Below are 18289 nucleotides of genomic sequence, written 5' to 3'. Positions count from 1 at the left end.
AAAGCACGCTAGCTTTTAGAATTTCTTTTAAAATAGAAAAAACAGGGTTGTTTTTTCTTACATACTGGTTGTTTTGTTCAGTTTTCAAGGAGCAAGTTTTTCATTGCCGCTTTATGGCGACAGCTTTTATATAATATCATGTCGTCAATATTATGTCAACAACTTTTTTAAAGAGTATTTTCACTCTTGTATGTCGTCTTTCAAATTGGCGACTTTAACAATATACCATGATAGTTGTTTAGAAGTCAACAACTTTTTATGATGAATTTTGTATTTATTGTCGTTAAATAACAAACGTCATTTAAGCAACGAATATAACCTTACCATGGCATTTCATCAATGTCAACACTTTTTATTGTTCTCAATATAAATGTCGTTAAATAGAAGTAACTTCTATCTTTTATTCTATAATGAACTTAACTGAGGCACGTTAATCCATACTAATATTTCCTTTATCAGGGAAAACAATACTATTGTTCGTATAAGTTGTGCTATACTATCCATGTATATAATAAGGAGGATAATAAGAATGGCTGAACCTCAATTAGTTTATTCCAGTAAAATCAATAAAATCCGTTCTTTTGCCTTAATCCTTGTCTTTGCCGGAATCGGTTTAATGTACATAGGTTTAATATTGAAGAAAATAGAATGGTTAATGCTTACCTTTTTTATCTTAGGGATTATTTCAGTTGTACTAAGTACTGTGGTTTACTTTTGGATTGGGATGCTCTCGACCAAAACAATAGCAATTATTTGTCCGACATGTGAGAAACCAACCAAAATGTTAGGTCGAGTAGATGCTTGTATGCACTGTAAACAACCTCTTACACTTGATAAGGAACTAGAAGGTAAAGAGTTTGATGAAAAATATAATTCACGGAAATACAAAAGAGAACTAAAGAATAAGCAATAGAACGCTACAAACAACAAGAACAACCAACATCTACCTGAGGGTAGATGTTTTTTTCTACTATTATAGAGAACAATGAGATGAGGAAATTATGTGATTCTAGTTATCGACAATTATGATTCTTTTACTTATAATCTCGTTCAATATATATATCAACTGAATTATGAAGTTGTTATTAAACGAAATGATGAACTTACAATAGAAGATATTCGAAAAATGAACCCTTCCCATATATTAATTTCTCCAGGACCTGGTAACCCAAATACTTCTGGGGTTTGTTTGGAAGTAGTTCAACAACTTTATACAGAATATCCTATTTTAGGAGTTTGCTTAGGTCACCAAATAATCGCACAAGCCTTTGGAGGTAATGTTGTAAAAGCTAAGGAGCCAACACACGGGAAGGTGTCTGCCATCAAACATGATGGGAAAGGTATATTCAAAGCTTTAGCTAATTCTCTAAACATTACGAGATACCACTCTCTCATGGTAGAGTTAGAAAGCTTACCGGATTGCTTGGAGCCTAGTGCTTATACAGAATCTGGCGATATTGCAGCAATCAGGCATAAAGAGTATCCAGTCGAAGGAATCCAAGGACATCCAGAATCGATCTTATCTGAAAGCGGTCTTCTTTTACTAGATAACTTTTTCTCGTCCAAAGGAGTTTTAAAAAATGACAACGCTTCAATTTGATTTTAATAAAGATTCGACTATATTTATTAATCCGATTAAGATTATTGAAGCCTATACTATAGATCAGGTTGTTCCAGCTTTGAAACAGATTCAAGAAGCTATTGAGAATGGTTTCTATGCTGCAGGGTTTCTTTCTTATGAGGCAGCACCTGCTTTTGAGCCTTCCATGAAAGTTAGAGAAAGTACTTCTATGCCACTTCTTTGGTTTGGTATATTTGATAACACTAGTGATGACGAAATCAAAAAGTCTGATGGATCTTTTTATATTTCGGACTGGGTACCAAACACAAGTATGGATCATTACTATCAGTCTATCCATAAAATAAAGGATGCTATTTACCACGGCAATAGTTATCAAGTAAATTATACGCTTAGAATGAGTGCGAATTTTCAAGGTGATACTTTTTCTTTTTATCAAAAACTTGCTACTTCACAGTCTGCTAATTACAGTGCATTTTTAGATATTGGTGATTTTAAAATTCTATCCGCTTCCCCTGAGCTATTTTTTCATTTAAAGGATGGAAAACTAACAACCAAACCAATGAAAGGAACAATTGGTAGAGGGAAAACTCTTGAAGAGGACCGAGAAAATGCTGAATGGCTTTATCATTCAGAGAAGAATCGCGCAGAGAATGTAATGATTGTCGATTTACTTCGCAATGACTTAGGGATGATTGCCAAGCCTGGTACAGTATCTGTACCAGAACTTTTCTCAATTGAAGAATATCCGACTGTATATCAAATGACTTCAACTGTTACCAGTGAGATTGATGAGGATAAAGGTATTTTGGATATTTTCAAGGCATTATTTCCATGTGGCTCCATTACTGGTGCTCCCAAAATTAGTACCATGGATATAATCCATGAACTCGAAACCACCCCTCGCCAAGTGTATTGTGGGGCAATTGGATTCATTACTCCAAATAAAGAAGCAATTTTTAATGTGCCGATTCGGACCGTTATAATAGATAGTAACGGAAATGCTACTTACGGTGTTGGTGGAGGGATTACCTGGGATTCAAATGAAGCCGAGGAATATGAGGAGGTCTTGACCAAAGCAAAAATTCTTTCAAAGTCAAGACAGGATATTCAACTCATCGAAACAATTGGATTAAAAGAAGGGCGTTTACTTCTTTTGGATAACCATATGGAACGACTGAAAAACTCAGCTGGATATTTTAATTTTACGTATGATCTAGTTTCTATTAAAGAAAGGGTTTTGAACATAGCCGATAAGTATCAGGTTGGCAACTGGAGAATTAGAATTTTGCTTGATAAGGTCGGAAAATTTTCATTGGATATAATACCGGAGGAACCAATAGAAAACTATGATGTTGCATTAGCAAAGTCCCCTATTAATCAACATGATATATTCCTTTATCATAAAACGACTAATCGGACTATATATGATAGAAACCTCCGCTCATTTCCACATGTATTTGATGTTTTGTTATGGAATGAGGCTGGTGAAATAACCGAATTCACACGAGGGAATGTCGTTGTAGAATTAGAAGGGAAGCTATACACGCCACCTGTTACTTGCGGGCTATTGGCAGGAACTTATCGAAAGTCACTGTTGGATCAAGGGATAATTAAAGAACGTATTATCTTAGTTCGTGAATTAGAGAATTGTAGTCGGATTTGGTTTATTAATAGTGTTAAGGAATGGGTTGAAGTTCAGCTAATATAATAAAAATAGCCCTGTTACAATAGTAATAGGGCCTTTCTTTAATGTTGTTGTTTTATACCTAATTCTTGGCAATCTTTACAGATACCATATACTTCCATTCGATGATGACTAACATTAAATCCCGTTACTTTCTGTGCTAGGGATTCCACTTCATCAAGTGAAGGGTAATGAAAGTCCACTATTTTTCCACATGATTCACAAATAATATGGTAGTGGTCGGATAGATTACATTCAAACCGACTTGATGCATCACCATACGTTAATTCGCGAACCAATCCATTTTCTCGAAGTACACGTAAATTGTTATATACAGTGGCTACACTCATATTTGGAAATTTTCCTTCCAGTGCCTTATATATGTCATCGGCAGTTGGGTGTACGATGGAATTCATTAGATAATCAAGAACCGCATGACGCTGTGGTGTAATCCGAACTCCTGACTCTTTTAAAGTATCGATGGCCTTTTGAAGTCTATTTTCAGACACGTCATGCACCTCGCTTTCGTTTGTTATTCTATGGCTAATACAGTTATTATATTATAATCTTTACAAGTAGTGTACGCTTATCCATGGATTGTTGTCAATAATAGTATATTATTAGGTAATACATAATATTAATTAGTAAGTCAAAAAAAGATTTGCTTTCTGGCCATAACCGCCCGAATACACTCCGCTTTCCACGGGCGGCTGGTGAGCCTCGGGCCAACAGAACTTTGGTCACAAAGGCGAAGACATATGGATGTGGCGTTCTTAGCCTTTGAACCCCCGGCTTCTTGCGAGGTCTCACCGATGCCTATCCTCCCGTAGTAGTATCCGTGTATCCGGGCCACTCGGTGCGTATTCTACAATACCTGTAAGTATTAATCCTACATTTTATCAATAATTAAACATCTGTATTCAAAGGTAATTCTGTACCATTCAATGATTTATTGACATATCGAGCTGCTACAAATAGGTAGTCGGATAGTCGGTTTAGATAGGAAACTACAAGTGGATTTGGTAGTTCGTCGACTAGTCCTACTGCTAAGCGCTCTGCACGACGTGTTACGGTTCTTGCGACGTGAAGTGCGCTGGACGCTTGGTGACCGGATGGCAAGATGAATTGTTTTAATGGTTCTAAATGCCCGTCCCAATCATCGATTTGTTTTTCTAATTCTTCGATATGTTCCTTCTTCAATTTCCACGCTACTTCTTTGTCCGCTGGTGTAGCTAGCTCTGCACCAACATGGAAAAGAATGGTTTGAACACGGTGCATTTGTTCTAAGAATTTATCTTTTTCATCCCAGTTTGCATTTTCAAGTAAACTGGATGCTAGACCAATCATTGAATTTGCTTCATCACAAGTTCCGTATGCCTCAACTCGCAAATCATTTTTAGGAACTCGCTTACCATATACTAATGATGTTAACCCTTTGTCTCCAGACCTCGTATAGATTCTCATTTTAATACCCCCTAGAAGGATCTACTCTATTAATATAGGTGCTTTCACCCTTTTGTATTTTCTCTAGGTTGTCTTGAAAAATAGCTAGTGCACGAATAATATAATTTGGTGATTGACCAGAAATATGTGGTGTTACCGTTATGTTTGTTTCTTTCCAGAATGGATGGTCCTCCGGAAGTGGTTCTTGTTCAAAAACATCTAGAACAGCATGAGCTATTTCTTCCTCACGAATAGCCTTCAAGATTGTTTCACTTCGAACCACATCCCCTCTACCAATGTTAATAAATACCCCACTGTTTTTCATAAGGGTAAAGTGGTCTGCTGTCAATAGATATCTCGTTTCTTCTGTACTTGGTAGAACTGAAACCACGAAATCCGCTTCTGGTAATTTGTTGTTTAATTGTTCCATTGTGTGAACTTCATCAAAATAGTCAGCAACACGGCCGCTTCTTGATAGTCCTATTGTTTTGATTCGGAAGGCTTTGGCAAGTCTTGCAACCTCTTGACCAATCGCACCAGTCCCTAAAACTAATAGTGTTTGTCCGGTAATTTCAGTCATCCTTACTTGCTTATCCCAGCTACTTGTTTTCTCGTTCTCTATGAGTTGTTTTTCCTGTCTGTATACTTGTAGCATCATGGATATCGTGTACTCTGCCATTTGGGTCTTATGGATGCCTTTGGAATTCGTTACTAGAATTCCTCGATCTTGAATTTGTTTAAAAGGTAATTGTTCAACTCCAGCAGAAAGTACCATAATCCATTTTAGGTTAGTAGCTTTTTCCAACATACTATCGTTTAAATCTTCACCATAAGTTACTATTACGTTTGTCTGTTCAAGGTACGTCTCAGCTTCTGTCATTCCCTCTGTGAAAATAAATTGCTCATTTGGATACTTTGTTTGCACTGCTTCCTTATGTTTATCTGAAATCTTTGCTGAAAAAAGAATAACCAAAAAGAAATCCCCCTTTAAGTTGCTCTACTCCTATCACCATAATAAACACAAAAGAAGAAATGAACAACATAAAAACCAGTCGACAAAACACATCGGTGCCAGGCAACTCGAAATTTTGGATAAATTTCACAGTTGCTGGCACCAGATAATTTTAAGTCATGAAGTTTTTCCTTTAACGATTTGCTTTGATGCCTTTACCATTATTTTCAAATCAAGTTTATATGAACAATTCTGTGTGTAGTACAAATCGTAACTAATTTTCTTACCATGGTTATCATTGGTAACTCCTTTGATTTGAGCATAGCCAGTTAAACCCGGTCTCACCTTCAGCCGCTTTAATTGCTTATTATTATAGTAATCTGCTATTTCTGGCCGTTCCGGACTTGGGCCTATTAGACTCATATCTCCTTTTAAAACATTAATTAATTGTGGAATCTTTTCAAGACTATACTTTTTAAGCCACAGACCTGTTTCTGTTAAGGTTACATTCTTATCTCCAGTTATTTTAAAGAAATTTGGTACACCCTTTTCCCAGGAGCTTGGAAATGGAAATGGCGGTAATTGTCGTATTACTTTCGATCCAATTGTCATCGTACGGAAGGACCACATTGTAAACGTCCGGTTGTTTTTTCCTACTTTTAGTTCTTTTGTAAAGATTGGTCTTCCTTCCTTCCTTGCAATCCTTACACAAATAAATAGAAAGAGTGGCAAAAGCAGTAAAAACAGTACAGCACTAAACATGATATCTATCAGTCTCTTTAAAAAGAAATATAGATTAATATGTAAAAATAAGTTTGTTTTTGTTTTAGCAGACTCTAGCATCGCCATAATCCTACCTTTCTTTTCATAGTACATACTCGACTAATTCATATTTATTCAAAAGGTGGGATGCATATAACCAAGTAATATAAAAGTAATAATAACTTGTCTGCCAAAAACTGATTTATCTATGATGTACTCTATGTTATAGTAATTTTAATAATATTCTAACTCCTTCTAGTAAATAACATTACTATCAGATGAGAGGAATTGGGGTTTTCCTGGATGAAAAAAATCATAATTTGGTCTATGCTTCTAATTTGTCCTTTACTTGGAATAGGAATGATTAATTTTTTGCTTTACGAAAAAGACGCTGAATTAGATAATTTTCCTATTCCTAACAATGCAGAACTTATGAATCAAAATGAGTTTGGAAATAATTATTCTTGGTCAAAAGCTTCAGAAGAAAATGGAATACCATTTGGTTATGAAATAGTATTATGGGTTTCTGGGTGGAAAAAAGGGGAGAGAGAAGGGGCTTCCGTTTATTATTCAAAAGGGAATCACACAATCGATTTAATATCGACGAGAGAACATTTGACCATATTACGAGTGAATGATTCCTAAAAAAAAGACCACGCATCTATCAACGTGTGGTCCTTCTTATTTAAGCTAAATTCTCTTTAATAAAATTCAATGCATCCTCAACATGTCCGTCTACTTTTACTTTACGATAAACATGCTGAAGGTTTCCTTCCTTATCGATAATAAATGTAGAACGTTCAATACCCATATATTCTTTGCCAAAATTCTTCTTCAGCTTCCATACACCATAAGCTTCTGCCACTTCATGTGACTCGTCTGCTAATAGTAAGAATGGTAGTTCATGCTTATTGATAAACTTTTGATGATCCTCGATTGGGTCTGGACTAACACCAACAATTACAGCATCTAACTCTCCAAAACTTTCGTGATTATCCCGAAAATCACATGCTTCCGTCGTACAACCTGGTGTCATGTCTTTTGGATAAAAATAAAGTACGACATGTCTTCCTTTAAAATCTTCTAAACTAACTTCCCTACCGTCCTGATTTGGCAGTGTAAAGGAAGGTGCTGGTTTTCCAATTTCTAGTGTCATTATTGCAATACCTCCAAGCATTCCATTTACCATCACTATAACATTACGAATAGCAGGAAGGCTAATCTTGTGCCCTATCTTGATTTATGGTAACCAACTGAATGACAAAGGCTGTCGGGAGTACATAGCCAATAAGTGCCTCAATTAATGCAATAAATCGTCCAATTCCAATTGGAGTGATATCTCCATAACCAATTGTAAGCATTGTAACGCCACTAAAATAAAAAGAATGAATCAGTGAACCGATTGGACTTACTTGTCTTAGTTCATTACCCTCCACTAAATAAATCCCTTCAAATGAGAGTATGAAATAAATAAGGCCAAAACCAAGAATGACAACGGAATACGTAATGAGTAAGGAGTAAAACATTTCTACAGAAAATCTTCTCTCTTGCATTCTTACTCCAAGAATCTTTTTCTCTCCTAATACAAATCCATAAATACTTTTTGCAATCACATAGCTTACAGCTAAAACTAATAGCCAGGGTATTAAGCTCATATAATCTTCCTTTACAAAATGGTCATTACTATAGCTTATGCAAGTACTCATAAGGGCTTGTCATTTTATTTTCCATGCTACCTGCGCTACAATAAGTTACGGTATTGATTTGCTTACATAGGAGGAAAAATAGAATGAACTTTACAAACTCTGAAGCGCTTCATGTAGAAGCACAAAAACATATTGTTGGCGGAGTCAACTCACCATCCCGTGCCTACAAAGCAGTTGGCGGTGGGTCACCAGTTTATATGGAACGTGCCAAAGGTGCTTATTTCTGGGATGTGGATGGAAACAAGTATATTGATTATCTAGCAGCATATGGTCCAATTATTACTGGTCATGCTCATCCACATATTACAGAAGCTATCCAAAAAGCAGCAGAGAATGGTGTATTATATGGTACCCCGACACCATTGGAAAATAAATTCGCTAAAATGTTAAAAGAGGCTATTCCCTCATTAGAAAAGATTCGATTCACGAACTCCGGTACAGAGGCTGTCATGACGACAATCCGTGTAGCAAGAGCCTATACTGGTCGAACAAAGGTGATTAAGTTTGCTGGAAGCTATCATGGTCACTTTGATGCTGTTCTTGTACAAGCTGGATCTGGTCCTTCTACATTAGGTACACCAGACTCCGCTGGGATTCCTAAATCAGTGGCACAAGATGTTATTACCGTTCCTTTTAATGATATTGATTCCTATAAGCATGCACTTGAAAAATGGGGAGACGAACTTGCTTGTGTCCTAGTAGAACCAATCGTAGGGAACTTTGGAATAGTGGAACCAAACGAAGGATTTCTACAAGCTGTCAACGACCTTACCCATGAGGTAGGCGCACTTGTTATCTATGATGAAGTTATCACTGCCTTCCGATTCACTTATGGAAGTGCTCAACAAGTTTACGGAATTGAACCTGACATGACAGCGATGGGTAAAATTATCGGTGGTGGACTGCCAATTGGCGCGTACGGTGGTCGTAAAGATATTATGGAACAGGTTGCACCACTTGGCCCTGCATACCAAGCTGGTACAATGGCCGGTAACCCTGCTTCAATGGCATCTGGAATTGCTTGTTTAGAAGTATTGAAACAAGAAGGAGTTTATGAAAAACTTGATCAACTTGGTGAACGCCTAGAAAAAGGAATTTGGGAAAAAGCTCAGGATCATGGTGTTACTATTTCTATTAACCGATTACGTGGGGCATTGACTGTTTACTTTGGTAGTGCAGAAAAGGTAACGAACTATAAGGGTGCGGAGAATAGTGACGGGGAAGCTTTTGGTAGGTTCTTTAAACTAATGCTAAACCAAGGAATTAATCTTGCACCATCGAAATACGAGGCATGGTTTATCACTACGGAACATACCGAAGATGATATTGATGAAACAATTGAGGCTGTTGGAAAAGCGTTTAGGGAAATGGGTTCTAAATAATCATTGGATAAAACACTTGCGATTTCTAAATTCGTAAGTGTTTTATCCATTTTTTAATAATTAAAATTATTAAAGTTTGCTCAGGGTTTAACATGCTATAATTATAAATAGAATATAACATAAGATTACACATCAAAATAAAAGAATGAAAATTTGGAGGGATAGAGATGGGACACTTTAGTCATTATCGCCCAAATAAGTTTTTTCCTTATTTCCTAACGAAAATGGCTGCAGCAGGATTCATGTTGGGTGTAATCGCAATCTATATGCTCATCATGACTGGGTTTGATTTGTACGAATTTAGTGAAGGGCTTACCATTTGGTTCTTAGTTTTGATGATATATAGTATCATTTGTTCTATGTTAATTGATTTGATTAAACTTAAAGTAAAACAAACAAACCAAATATTTGAAGTTTTACTATATATAATTGCTGGTTTTGCACCATTTATTTTCACCATGGTACTACCCTTTATTATCATTGCCGGTACTGTTGGAGCAATTTGTGCTGTTATTTATTTGTTTGCCACTCATTTTGTCACGCGTAATAGAATAATAAAAATTGTTCTTGCTTTTGTGATTCCAATACTACTACTCATTTCTGCGAATATTGATTTTACAACGAAAACTAATTGGCAAGAAACTAGAAACAACACTTCCTATGCAGCTACCTTTGACTATTTTAATGGCAAACACGAAATCCCTATCCAAGTCAAAGCAGGTAAAACTATTACTTTTTCAGTAGAATTTATAGAGAAAAATCATGGTGGATACGGATTTTCAATGAGAGACGATAATAGGGATTATCTTGGAATGGAAGAAGTCGGCGACGATAAATTCAAGATAACTGCCCCCAAAGATGGTGATTACTATGTTGAAATTAGGGGAGATAGCCTTCAAGGAAGAGTGCTAGTTAATTGGGGGATAGAGTAATAATCCACCTGTTAAACTTTATATCAATCAAACATTTGTTTAATAATATTTATCCAATAAAAAAAAACCGTCTACAAAATCACACTGGATGATGTAGACGGCTTTTTATTTACTCTTTTTCAAGTTCCTTTTTATGAGCCAAGTATATTTTTTTAGAAATTAATGTCTGAGCAATTACGATTAGCCCACCTACCGTCCAATATAATGGTAACGCTGCTAACGTATTTAAGGAAATTATCCCAATCATAATTGGGGATAATAATCCAATCAATGCCATTTGCTTCTTCATTTTTGGATCTAGTCCAATTTGGGAAACTTTATACTGGATGAAATACACGAAAACAGCAATAGCCACCAACAGGTAATCTGTTTCCCCAAGATTAAACCACAAGAATGAGTGTGTTGCAATTTCTGGTGTTTGACGGATTGCATAATAGAAACCAATCAAAAATGGAAACTGAATTAACATTGGTAAGCAACCACTGAAAGAAGCTAAAGGATTGAAATTATGCTTTTGATAAAGCTGCATCATTTCCTGTTGCATCTTTCTTTGTGTTTCAGGATCCTTTTTGTCTTTATATTTCTTTTGAATTTCTTCCATTTCTGGTCTTAACTCTTTCATCTTATCCTGAACAACCAAGTTGTTTTTTGTTTGTTTAATCATAAATGGCATGATAACAATTCGAATTAATATCGTTATAAGAATAATAGATAGCCCGTAATTATCATGAAAAAACACAGCGATATTTTTGATTAATGCGGAAAATGTTTCAACAAAGATGCGATCAAACCATCCTGATGAATCTCCTGCATTACTTCCAGAACATCCTACAAGTAAGAGTATTAAGCTAAAAATTCCGATAAGACTTGTTTTCTTAAAGAAAGTGAATACAGATTGATATTGCATGTTTTTCCTCCTCGTATTTGTTTTAATCTATTGAAATACAAGGAAGAAGCTGTTTCGTCATCATCTTCTGGATTAGCTATTCGCTTTGTAATGATTGCTAACCAGTGTCGTGTTTTGTTCATTTCATTAATTGCATTATTCCGTGTAACCTGCTCTACTTTTCCTTTATGAAAGCTGTCTATATTTATTCGTGAATTCTGATACACATGTTGAGTCACATAAGGCATCCATTGTATAGTACATAGAACAGATAAAACCATACTAATATAGAAATACATTGGCGAAAAATCACTATACAGCTCTAATAAAAAATCCAAAAGCATCTGTATTTACCTCCCTCCGTCTACTCTTTCTACGTTTTTAATGGTAAGTTTGTTTCACATTTTTTGCAACGGGAATTTTAACCACTCCAGCATTAATCATCCAAATGTTGAACTTGGTACAGGTCATAGTAACTTCCTTTTTTCTCCATTAACTCATGATGGGAACCAACTTCCGTTATTTCACCATTTTCTATCACCACAATACGGTCTGCATGTGTGATCGTAGCAAGTCTATGTGCAACGATAAATGTTGTTCGATCGGAAGCTAATTTTTCCATTGCTTCTTGAATCATATGTTCACTCTCTAAATCCAAAGCTGATGTTGCTTCATCGAAAATGAGGATTGGTGGATTTTTTAAGAACACGCGAGCAATTGCAACACGTTGCTTCTGTCCTCCCGAAAGCTTCACTCCACGTTCTCCTACCATCGTATGATAGCCTTCTGGTAAGTCCGTAATGAAATCATGTGCGTTTGCTGCCTTGGCCGCAGCAATTACTTCTTCATCTGTCGCATTAGGATTGCCCATCCGAATGTTCATTGCAACTGTATCACCGAACAGTATATTATCTTGTAATACCATTCCAATATTATTTCTTAGGGAACGAGCTTGCACATCTCGAATATCAATCCCATCCACTTTGATTGAGCCATCCGTTACATCATAGAAACGAGGAATTAAACTAATTAAGGTAGATTTACCTCCACCACTCATTCCAACTAAAGCGATTGTTTCACCTTGGTCAACTTGTAAATTGATATTATTAAGAACGGTATGTTCTTCATCATATTGGAAAGACACATTCACAAAATCAATATCGCCATGAACCCGTTCTACATGGATCGCATTAGGCTTGTCTACAATATCATATTGTTCATTCATAAACTCAAATACCCTGTCAATAGAAGCAATTGATTGAACTAGTACTGTTGATGAGTTAATAAGCCTTCTCAACGGGCTATACACTCTTTCCAAATATGCAAAAAATGCTGCCATCGTACCGATAGTCATATTACCGTTTATTACTTGATAGGCTGAAAAGGTTATCACCAATAATGGTGCTAGATCAGTTATGGTATTTGTAACCGCAAATGTCTTGGCATTCCAGCTGGTATGTTCTAATGCTTTGTCGAGAAATTTCTTATTTTGATGATCGAATTGTTCCTGTTCGTAATCCTCTAATGCAAAACTTCGTGTCACTGGCACCCCTTGAACTCGTTCGTGTAAGTGGCCTTGTACTTCTGCTAATGCCTGAGACCGATCTCGGGTCAATTGACGTAACCGTCCATAGAAATATTTAATTGCAAACCCGAATAAAGGAAATAAAGCAATCGCTACAAACGTTAAGGGAATATCCATTGTCAACATTATACAAATTGCGATTAATATTGTAATCAAGTCGAGCCAAATATTCATCAAACCAGTTATAACGAAATTCTTTGTTTGTTCGACATCATTTATTACCCGGGAAATTATTTCGCCGGTTTTTGTCGTTGAGTAATATCTCATACTTAATTTTTGCATATGATCGAATAGCTTATCCCTTATGTCATAAAGGATATTATTACCTACCCATTGGGCAAGATATTGACGGAAATATTCGACAGGTGGACGAAGAACTAGGAAGATTATAAATGCTATTCCCATTATCCATAATAAGTGCGTGGTTTTATCGTCGGTATTCCATGTGTCATGTCTGATAATGTCATCAATGACGTATTTTAATATTAGTGGGATTAGCAAAGGGATTGTAAATTTTACAATACCTATCATAATAGTCCAAAAGATTTTCCATTTATATGGTTTTACGTACTCCATATATTGCTTTATGCTGCTCATTTACATCAACTTTCTGTTTTTATTATTGTTGGCTTTCTGGCCATCTCCGCGGCGGGAATTCACTTCGCTTTCCATGGGGTGCGCAGTGAGCCTCGGACCAACAAAACGTTGGTCACAAAGGCGAAGACATATGGATGTGGCGTCCTTAGCCTTTGAACCCCTAGCTCCTGTGGGGTCTCACCCTGCACAGTACCCCATAGGAGTCTCCTTGATTTCCCGCCGCTCAGTATGAAATTCATAACCCATTCCTCACTACGAAATATAAGTATCTTAAATACTAACGATATACTAATAAAAATTAAAACCCTTGCTACGGTTGTAACAAGGTTATTGTTTGTATTCGTTAAAATCGATATGTAAGGAATCGTTCGTACCATTGGTCGATGAATCCTGGTGCGAATGGACCTTTTCTTTGTTGAACCCATCTTTGAAGGTCTTCTATATTATTGTAGAGGATTCTATCAAGTACGTCAGGATAATTCATTTTATCACGGTGTATTTGGTATTCATCTTCATCTAGGACATTATATGTCATATCTGGATATACTTTTAAGTCTAGGTCATAATCAATATATTTAATAGCATTTTCTTCAAAAACAAATGGTGAGCTTATATTGCAATAATAATGAATTCCATCATCACGAAGCATACCAATAATATTAAACCAATGTTTCGAGTGGAAATAACATATAGCAGGTTCTCTAGTAATCCAGGTACGTCCATCGCTTTCGACTACCATAGTCTTGTCATTTGCTCCGATGACAACTTGTTCCGTACCTTTTAACACCATTGTACTTTCCCAGATACGGTGCATGTTTCCATTGTGCTTATAGCTTTGTATTTTTATATCAGTTCCAGCTTTCGGAGCAGCCATCTTAACCCTTCCCATTCTGAAAAAACTTACAATCCGGACGTAGTTGGACTTACTATACATTACGGACTAAAAATCGACATAGCTGTCCAACTATTTTTCTATCTATTATAATAGGTAAGGAAAAAAATATAAAGCTTAACGCAAGAAGTCTTATCAGGACTAAGTACCTGTGTCTTATAACAACAACAAAAGAAGAGCTTCCGGGAGAAAGGAAGCTCTTCTAAAATTCTGAGGGTAGGTATTTATTTTTTGTTAGCTTGAGATTGTTGGTTTTGCTTTCTTACCTCTTGTGCATTTGTTTCAGAAGCAAACTCAGTACCAAATTGCCCTTGACCTGATTGAGCTTGAGCGTTTTGTTGCTTTACTTCCTGAATGTTAGTTCCTGATTTTGATTTGTTAGGTTGTTTAGCCATATTATCACCTCCGACAATAATACTTTCTCCAAATAATCTATAGTTATCCACTTATAACCCAAGTGAATTTTAGGCATTTTTTGGAAAAGGTCAGAGGTTCTACTTTTTATAAGAATTCCCTTATTTTTAGGTGGGAAACTGGAAAAGGGTAAAAATTAAGTTCCCCTTCAGCAACAAATGTAACCTTCTCCTCTTCCCGTGTATCATGTTCTAATTTGGCATGATAAATATTTAGCTCCCATGTTAAGTGAGAAAAAACATGGTTTAGGTCTGCTTGTTTTTCTCCCAATTTAATTTTCATTCCGTATTGGGCATAAAACCAATTTTCAATAAGTTCTAGACTCATCTCTTGGATAGGAACCATTGGGAATTGCCAAAGATTTGCTAACAGACCATTATCAGGTCTTTGTTCAATTGCAATTTCGTCCTGTTCATTTCGAATTATTAATACAGCATATGGTATTTTTTTATTCTTTTTCGTTTTTGACTTTATTGGAAGCTGTTGTTCTACACCAAGTTCATAGCCTTGACAATGTTCTTGAACTGGACATAATAAACACGCTGGTGACTTCGGTGTACAAATGGTTGCTCCAAGGTCCATTATTGCTTGGTTAAAAGATGATGGATCCTCATGTGATATCACTTCTCGTGTAACAGATTCAAATAACTTTTTTGTTTTGGGTTGAGCGATATCCTCATCGATATTAAGTAACCTTGAAAAAACACGCATCACATTTCCGTCAACAGCTGGTTCGGGTTGATTAAAGGCAATGGATAAAATAGCACCTTTTGTGTAGGAACCTATTCCTTTTAACCCTTCCAATTCCTTAGGGTTATTCGGAACTTGTCCACCATAGTTTTCCACGACTTCCCGGACAGCGTGTTGAAGGTTTCTAGCACGGGAATAATATCCTAACCCTTCCCATGCTTTTAAAACTTCCTGTTCGTCTGCAGTTGCTAAAGCATGAACAGTTGGAAATTTTTCTAGAAAGTTATGGAAATACGGAATAACCGTATCTACCTTGGTTTGTTGCAGCATTATTTCAGAAACCCAGACTTTATATGGGTCTTGGTCTTTTCGCCATGGTAAATCACGTTTATTCGCATCATACCACCCCAAAAGATCTTCCTGAAACATTTCAATATTAAAATTCTGTAACGAACTCCCCTTACCTATCATATAAACACATCCTTTATGGTACACTAAGAACACACTATTAAATCTAATTACAATACCTCATACTTAATTGATATAGGAGGAATTCGCTTAATGGATACTGGAACCCACATTGTTATGGGGGTTGCACTTGCAGGCCTATCGACACTCGATCCAGTAGTAAATAATGATCCAGTGCTCTTTAATGCTATACTCGTGGGTACTATCGTAGGGTCTCATGCACCTGATTTCGATACTGTATTAAAATTACGCAACAATGCAACTTATATTAGGCACCATCGCGGCGTTACACATTCTGTCCCTGCCGTCATTTTCTGGGGCGTATTAATCGCAAGCCTGATTCATCTTTTTTTCCCTCAGGTTAATTTCTGGCATTTATATGGATGGACGGCTTTAGCAGTAATCATCCATGTTTTCGTAGATATTTTCAATGCATATGGTACACAAGCTTATCGTCCTTTTACAGACAAATGGATTGCACATGGTTTTATTAATACATTCGACCCATATATCTTCACGCTACACTTAGCTGGAATTGTTGCATGGATTCTTGGAGCAAACCCTGGAACTACATGGATTCTGATTTATACCGTCATCCTATTATATTATATTAAGCGGTATATGGATAAAAGAGAAATCGTTAAAACGATTAAGGAATATTTTCCAGACACAATTGCGGTTGCTACTTCCCCAACGATAAAACAAAATTATTGGCGGGTTGCGGTTACGACGGAAAATAGATTTTATGTTGGCACGGTTGAAAATGGCCATATTGAAATTGTGGATGAGTTTCAAAAGATTGCTTTACCTGATTCATCTGTGATTGATATTGCCAAGACAGATAAGAACGTCTCTGCATTTTTATCATTTTCCCCTGTTTACCGATGGGAGATTAACGAATTTGATGATTATACGGAAGTTCGTTTCATTGATTTACGTTACCGTTCCAAGACATTCTACCCGTTTGTTGCTGTTGTTCAGATAAATATGGACAATGAAATTATTAGTTCTTATACGGGTTGGATTTTCTCAGAGCATAAATTACAAAATAAATTATATGTTGGCGATAGCCCAATTTAATACAATACTAGTGAGCCAAATAAGTTCACTAGTTTTTTTATATTTTCTCTAATAAACAGCAAAAAGAGCTCGTTTCGAAAAACTTGCTCTTCCCCATTATTATTTTTCCAGTTTTTTACCTAACAATGAAATTGGAATTGCCTCTTCTTTTTCATAGACTTCATCTAAAAGATTGATTCGATGTCCCCATGCAAAGACACCTTCCAAGTAATTAATTTTGAACCTGTGACCTGGATCATGACGGAATTCATAAGTGCTTTCAGGAAGGAAATCTTCAGGGTTTAACGTATATGCTAAAGCTAACTGCATTTTTCTTTCATATATTTGTACTTCGCTTATATTCCCTAATTGCTCAGCTTTTTGTGCTTTCTCTTTAAACTCTGCTACTAAGCTAAGTAATTGCTCAACAGATAAATCACTATATCGATAATTCATTTGCTTGTCTCCCTTCGACTCTCTTTACATTTTATCAACAAACTGGGACAATTTAAATGGTTTAACACTATTATTCGTCAAAAGGTGGAGGTAATTATGCCAACAGTTGCTATAACCGGTGCCGGCACAGGTCTCGGAAAAGCTTTAGCATTAGAATACGCCGAAAATGGCTATAAAGTATATTTATTAGGAAGAAGAAATGATCCATTATACCTTGTCCAACACCAAATCAAGGAAAATGGTGGTGACGCTGAAGTTGTTCTTTGTGATGTAAGAGAAATTGCTTCTATTCAAATTGCATTCCAGCGTATTGGTGAACTAGATGTTTTCATTAACAATGCCGGGATTGGAATTTTCGGCCCTATTGAAGAGTATGAAGTAGAGGATATTGAGGCAACATTAAATACCAATGTAAAAGGAACGATATTAACTGTGCAAGCTTCCCTTCCACTGATTCGAAAAAGTAAAGGAAGAATTTTAACGATTATTTCAACCGCTGGCTTACGTGGAAAAGCAAATGAATCTATTTATTGTGCGAGTAAATTCGCTGTCCGTGGATTTACCGAGGCACTTCAACAAGAATGGGCTGATGAAGACTTCACAATTACCGCTGTTTACATGGGTGGAATGAACACTCCTTTCTGGAAAAAATCAAATCACGTTGAGGATTCTTCTAGATTAAAAGGACCCGAAGTTGTGGCTAAGCAAATTTATGCAGAGGACGATGGACGTAAAGAGATTGTGGTGGATTGATAGGATACTTATGCTTGGGTTGTAAGGGATTGTGGTTTGAGGGTAT

At 36.3% G+C, this 18289-nt stretch carries 21 protein-coding genes; 8 read left to right on the top strand and 13 right to left on the bottom strand.

Annotated features, from left to right (window positions below):
- The first annotated feature begins 529 nt into the window (after nucleotides 1-529).
- The 3 genes from TY11_RS01430 (at nucleotide 530) to pabB (ending at nucleotide 3290) form a co-directional block, all read left to right on the top strand.
- Nucleotides 530-913: a YgzB family protein gene (locus TY11_RS01430; protein ID WP_042142130.1), complete on the top strand. Its 384-nt coding sequence runs from the start codon at nucleotides 530-532 to the stop codon at nucleotides 911-913.
- 90 nt (nucleotides 914-1003) lie between these two features.
- Nucleotides 1004-1600 (top strand): anthranilate synthase component II, encoded by a 597-nt coding sequence (locus TY11_RS01425; RefSeq protein ID WP_042142129.1) that lies wholly within the window; start codon nucleotides 1004-1006, stop codon nucleotides 1598-1600.
- Nucleotides 1581-3290, top strand: coding sequence for an aminodeoxychorismate synthase component I (gene pabB, locus TY11_RS01420; protein ID WP_042142128.1), 1710 nt, complete (start codon nucleotides 1581-1583; stop codon nucleotides 3288-3290). Before TY11_RS01425 ends, pabB begins: the two co-directional genes overlap by 20 nt.
- Nucleotides 3291-3328: 38 nt before the next feature.
- Here pabB and perR read toward each other — a convergent pair whose 3' ends face one another.
- From perR to TY11_RS01400, 4 genes are all read right to left on the bottom strand, one after another.
- Complete coding sequence (perR, locus tag TY11_RS01415) at nucleotides 3329-3775, bottom strand: peroxide-responsive transcriptional repressor PerR (protein ID WP_042142127.1); 447 nt, start codon at nucleotides 3773-3775, stop codon at nucleotides 3329-3331.
- Nucleotides 3776-4172: 397 nt separating this feature from the next.
- Nucleotides 4173-4730 (bottom strand): cob(I)yrinic acid a,c-diamide adenosyltransferase, encoded by a 558-nt coding sequence (locus TY11_RS01410; RefSeq protein WP_042142126.1) that lies wholly within the window; start codon nucleotides 4728-4730, stop codon nucleotides 4173-4175.
- A gap of 1 nt (nucleotide 4731) precedes the next feature.
- Nucleotides 4732-5682, bottom strand: a complete 951-nt coding sequence (locus tag TY11_RS01405) for a D-2-hydroxyacid dehydrogenase (RefSeq protein WP_042142125.1) — start codon at nucleotides 5680-5682, stop codon at nucleotides 4732-4734.
- Nucleotides 5683-5838: 156 nt separating this feature from the next.
- On the bottom strand, nucleotides 5839-6510 hold the full coding sequence (locus TY11_RS01400) for a sugar transferase (RefSeq protein WP_042142124.1): 672 nt from the start codon (nucleotides 6508-6510) through the stop codon (nucleotides 5839-5841).
- Nucleotides 6511-6726: 216 nt separating this feature from the next.
- On the opposite strand from TY11_RS01400, the gene TY11_RS01395 reads away from it, so the two are divergent.
- Nucleotides 6727-7068, top strand: a complete 342-nt coding sequence (locus TY11_RS01395; protein ID WP_042142123.1) for a hypothetical protein — start codon at nucleotides 6727-6729, stop codon at nucleotides 7066-7068.
- A 40-nt stretch (nucleotides 7069-7108) separates the two neighbouring features.
- Here TY11_RS01395 and bcp read toward each other — a convergent pair whose 3' ends face one another.
- Nucleotides 7109-7579, bottom strand: coding sequence for a thioredoxin-dependent thiol peroxidase (gene bcp, locus TY11_RS01390; protein WP_042142122.1), 471 nt, complete (start codon nucleotides 7577-7579; stop codon nucleotides 7109-7111).
- A gap of 61 nt (nucleotides 7580-7640) precedes the next feature.
- Complete coding sequence (locus TY11_RS01385; protein WP_042142121.1) at nucleotides 7641-8078, bottom strand: potassium channel family protein; 438 nt, start codon at nucleotides 8076-8078, stop codon at nucleotides 7641-7643.
- A gap of 134 nt (nucleotides 8079-8212) precedes the next feature.
- On the opposite strand from TY11_RS01385, the gene TY11_RS01380 reads away from it, so the two are divergent.
- Complete coding sequence (locus TY11_RS01380; RefSeq protein ID WP_042142120.1) at nucleotides 8213-9511, top strand: glutamate-1-semialdehyde 2,1-aminomutase; 1299 nt, start codon at nucleotides 8213-8215, stop codon at nucleotides 9509-9511.
- 167 nt (nucleotides 9512-9678) lie between these two features.
- Nucleotides 9679-10443 (top strand): hypothetical protein, encoded by a 765-nt coding sequence (locus TY11_RS01375; RefSeq protein WP_042142119.1) that lies wholly within the window; start codon nucleotides 9679-9681, stop codon nucleotides 10441-10443.
- A 109-nt stretch (nucleotides 10444-10552) separates the two neighbouring features.
- On the opposite strand, the gene yidC is transcribed toward TY11_RS01375, so the two are convergent.
- The 6 genes from yidC to mutY form a co-directional block, all read right to left on the bottom strand.
- Nucleotides 10553-11350 carry a membrane protein insertase YidC gene (yidC, locus tag TY11_RS01370; protein WP_042142118.1) on the bottom strand — a complete coding sequence of 266 codons (798 nt, stop codon included), beginning with the start codon at nucleotides 11348-11350 and terminating at the stop codon, nucleotides 10553-10555.
- A complete protein-coding gene (locus TY11_RS01365) occupies nucleotides 11287-11673 on the bottom strand; it encodes a hypothetical protein (protein ID WP_042142117.1) in 387 nt (128 codons plus the stop codon). The genes yidC and TY11_RS01365 overlap by 64 nt, the downstream gene beginning before the upstream one ends.
- A gap of 92 nt (nucleotides 11674-11765) precedes the next feature.
- A complete protein-coding gene (locus TY11_RS01360; protein WP_042142116.1) occupies nucleotides 11766-13511 on the bottom strand; it encodes an ABC transporter ATP-binding protein in 1746 nt (581 codons plus the stop codon).
- 343 nt (nucleotides 13512-13854) lie between these two features.
- On the bottom strand, nucleotides 13855-14385 hold the full coding sequence (gene ntdP / locus TY11_RS01350; protein ID WP_042142114.1) for a nucleoside tri-diphosphate phosphatase: 531 nt from the start codon (nucleotides 14383-14385) through the stop codon (nucleotides 13855-13857).
- A 242-nt stretch (nucleotides 14386-14627) separates the two neighbouring features.
- Nucleotides 14628-14798, bottom strand: coding sequence for a gamma-type small acid-soluble spore protein (locus tag TY11_RS01345; protein ID WP_042142113.1), 171 nt, complete (start codon nucleotides 14796-14798; stop codon nucleotides 14628-14630).
- A gap of 106 nt (nucleotides 14799-14904) precedes the next feature.
- Nucleotides 14905-15978 carry an A/G-specific adenine glycosylase gene (gene mutY, locus TY11_RS01340; protein WP_042142112.1) on the bottom strand — a complete coding sequence of 358 codons (1074 nt, stop codon included), beginning with the start codon at nucleotides 15976-15978 and terminating at the stop codon, nucleotides 14905-14907.
- A 90-nt stretch (nucleotides 15979-16068) separates the two neighbouring features.
- Here mutY and TY11_RS01335 point away from each other — a divergent pair, with 90 nt between their 5' ends.
- Nucleotides 16069-17055, top strand: coding sequence for a metal-dependent hydrolase (locus TY11_RS01335; RefSeq protein ID WP_042142111.1), 987 nt, complete (start codon nucleotides 16069-16071; stop codon nucleotides 17053-17055).
- Between the two features lie 99 nt (nucleotides 17056-17154).
- Here the strand turns inward: TY11_RS01335 and TY11_RS01330 are convergent, their stop codons facing one another.
- Complete coding sequence (locus TY11_RS01330) at nucleotides 17155-17490, bottom strand: YfhH family protein (RefSeq protein WP_042142110.1); 336 nt, start codon at nucleotides 17488-17490, stop codon at nucleotides 17155-17157.
- Between the two features lie 96 nt (nucleotides 17491-17586).
- Between TY11_RS01330 and TY11_RS01325 the strand changes: the two genes are divergently transcribed.
- Nucleotides 17587-18243, top strand: coding sequence for an SDR family NAD(P)-dependent oxidoreductase (locus TY11_RS01325; protein WP_042142109.1), 657 nt, complete (start codon nucleotides 17587-17589; stop codon nucleotides 18241-18243).
- Nucleotides 18244-18289 lie beyond the last annotated feature (46 nt).

This window comes from Paucisalibacillus algeriensis (assembly GCF_000577245.1).
In the GTDB taxonomy this organism is placed as follows: domain Bacteria; phylum Bacillota; class Bacilli; order Bacillales; family Amphibacillaceae; genus Ornithinibacillus.
Note: the sequence above shows the minus strand (reverse complement) of the source record. Positions and strands in the feature narration are given on the sequence as shown.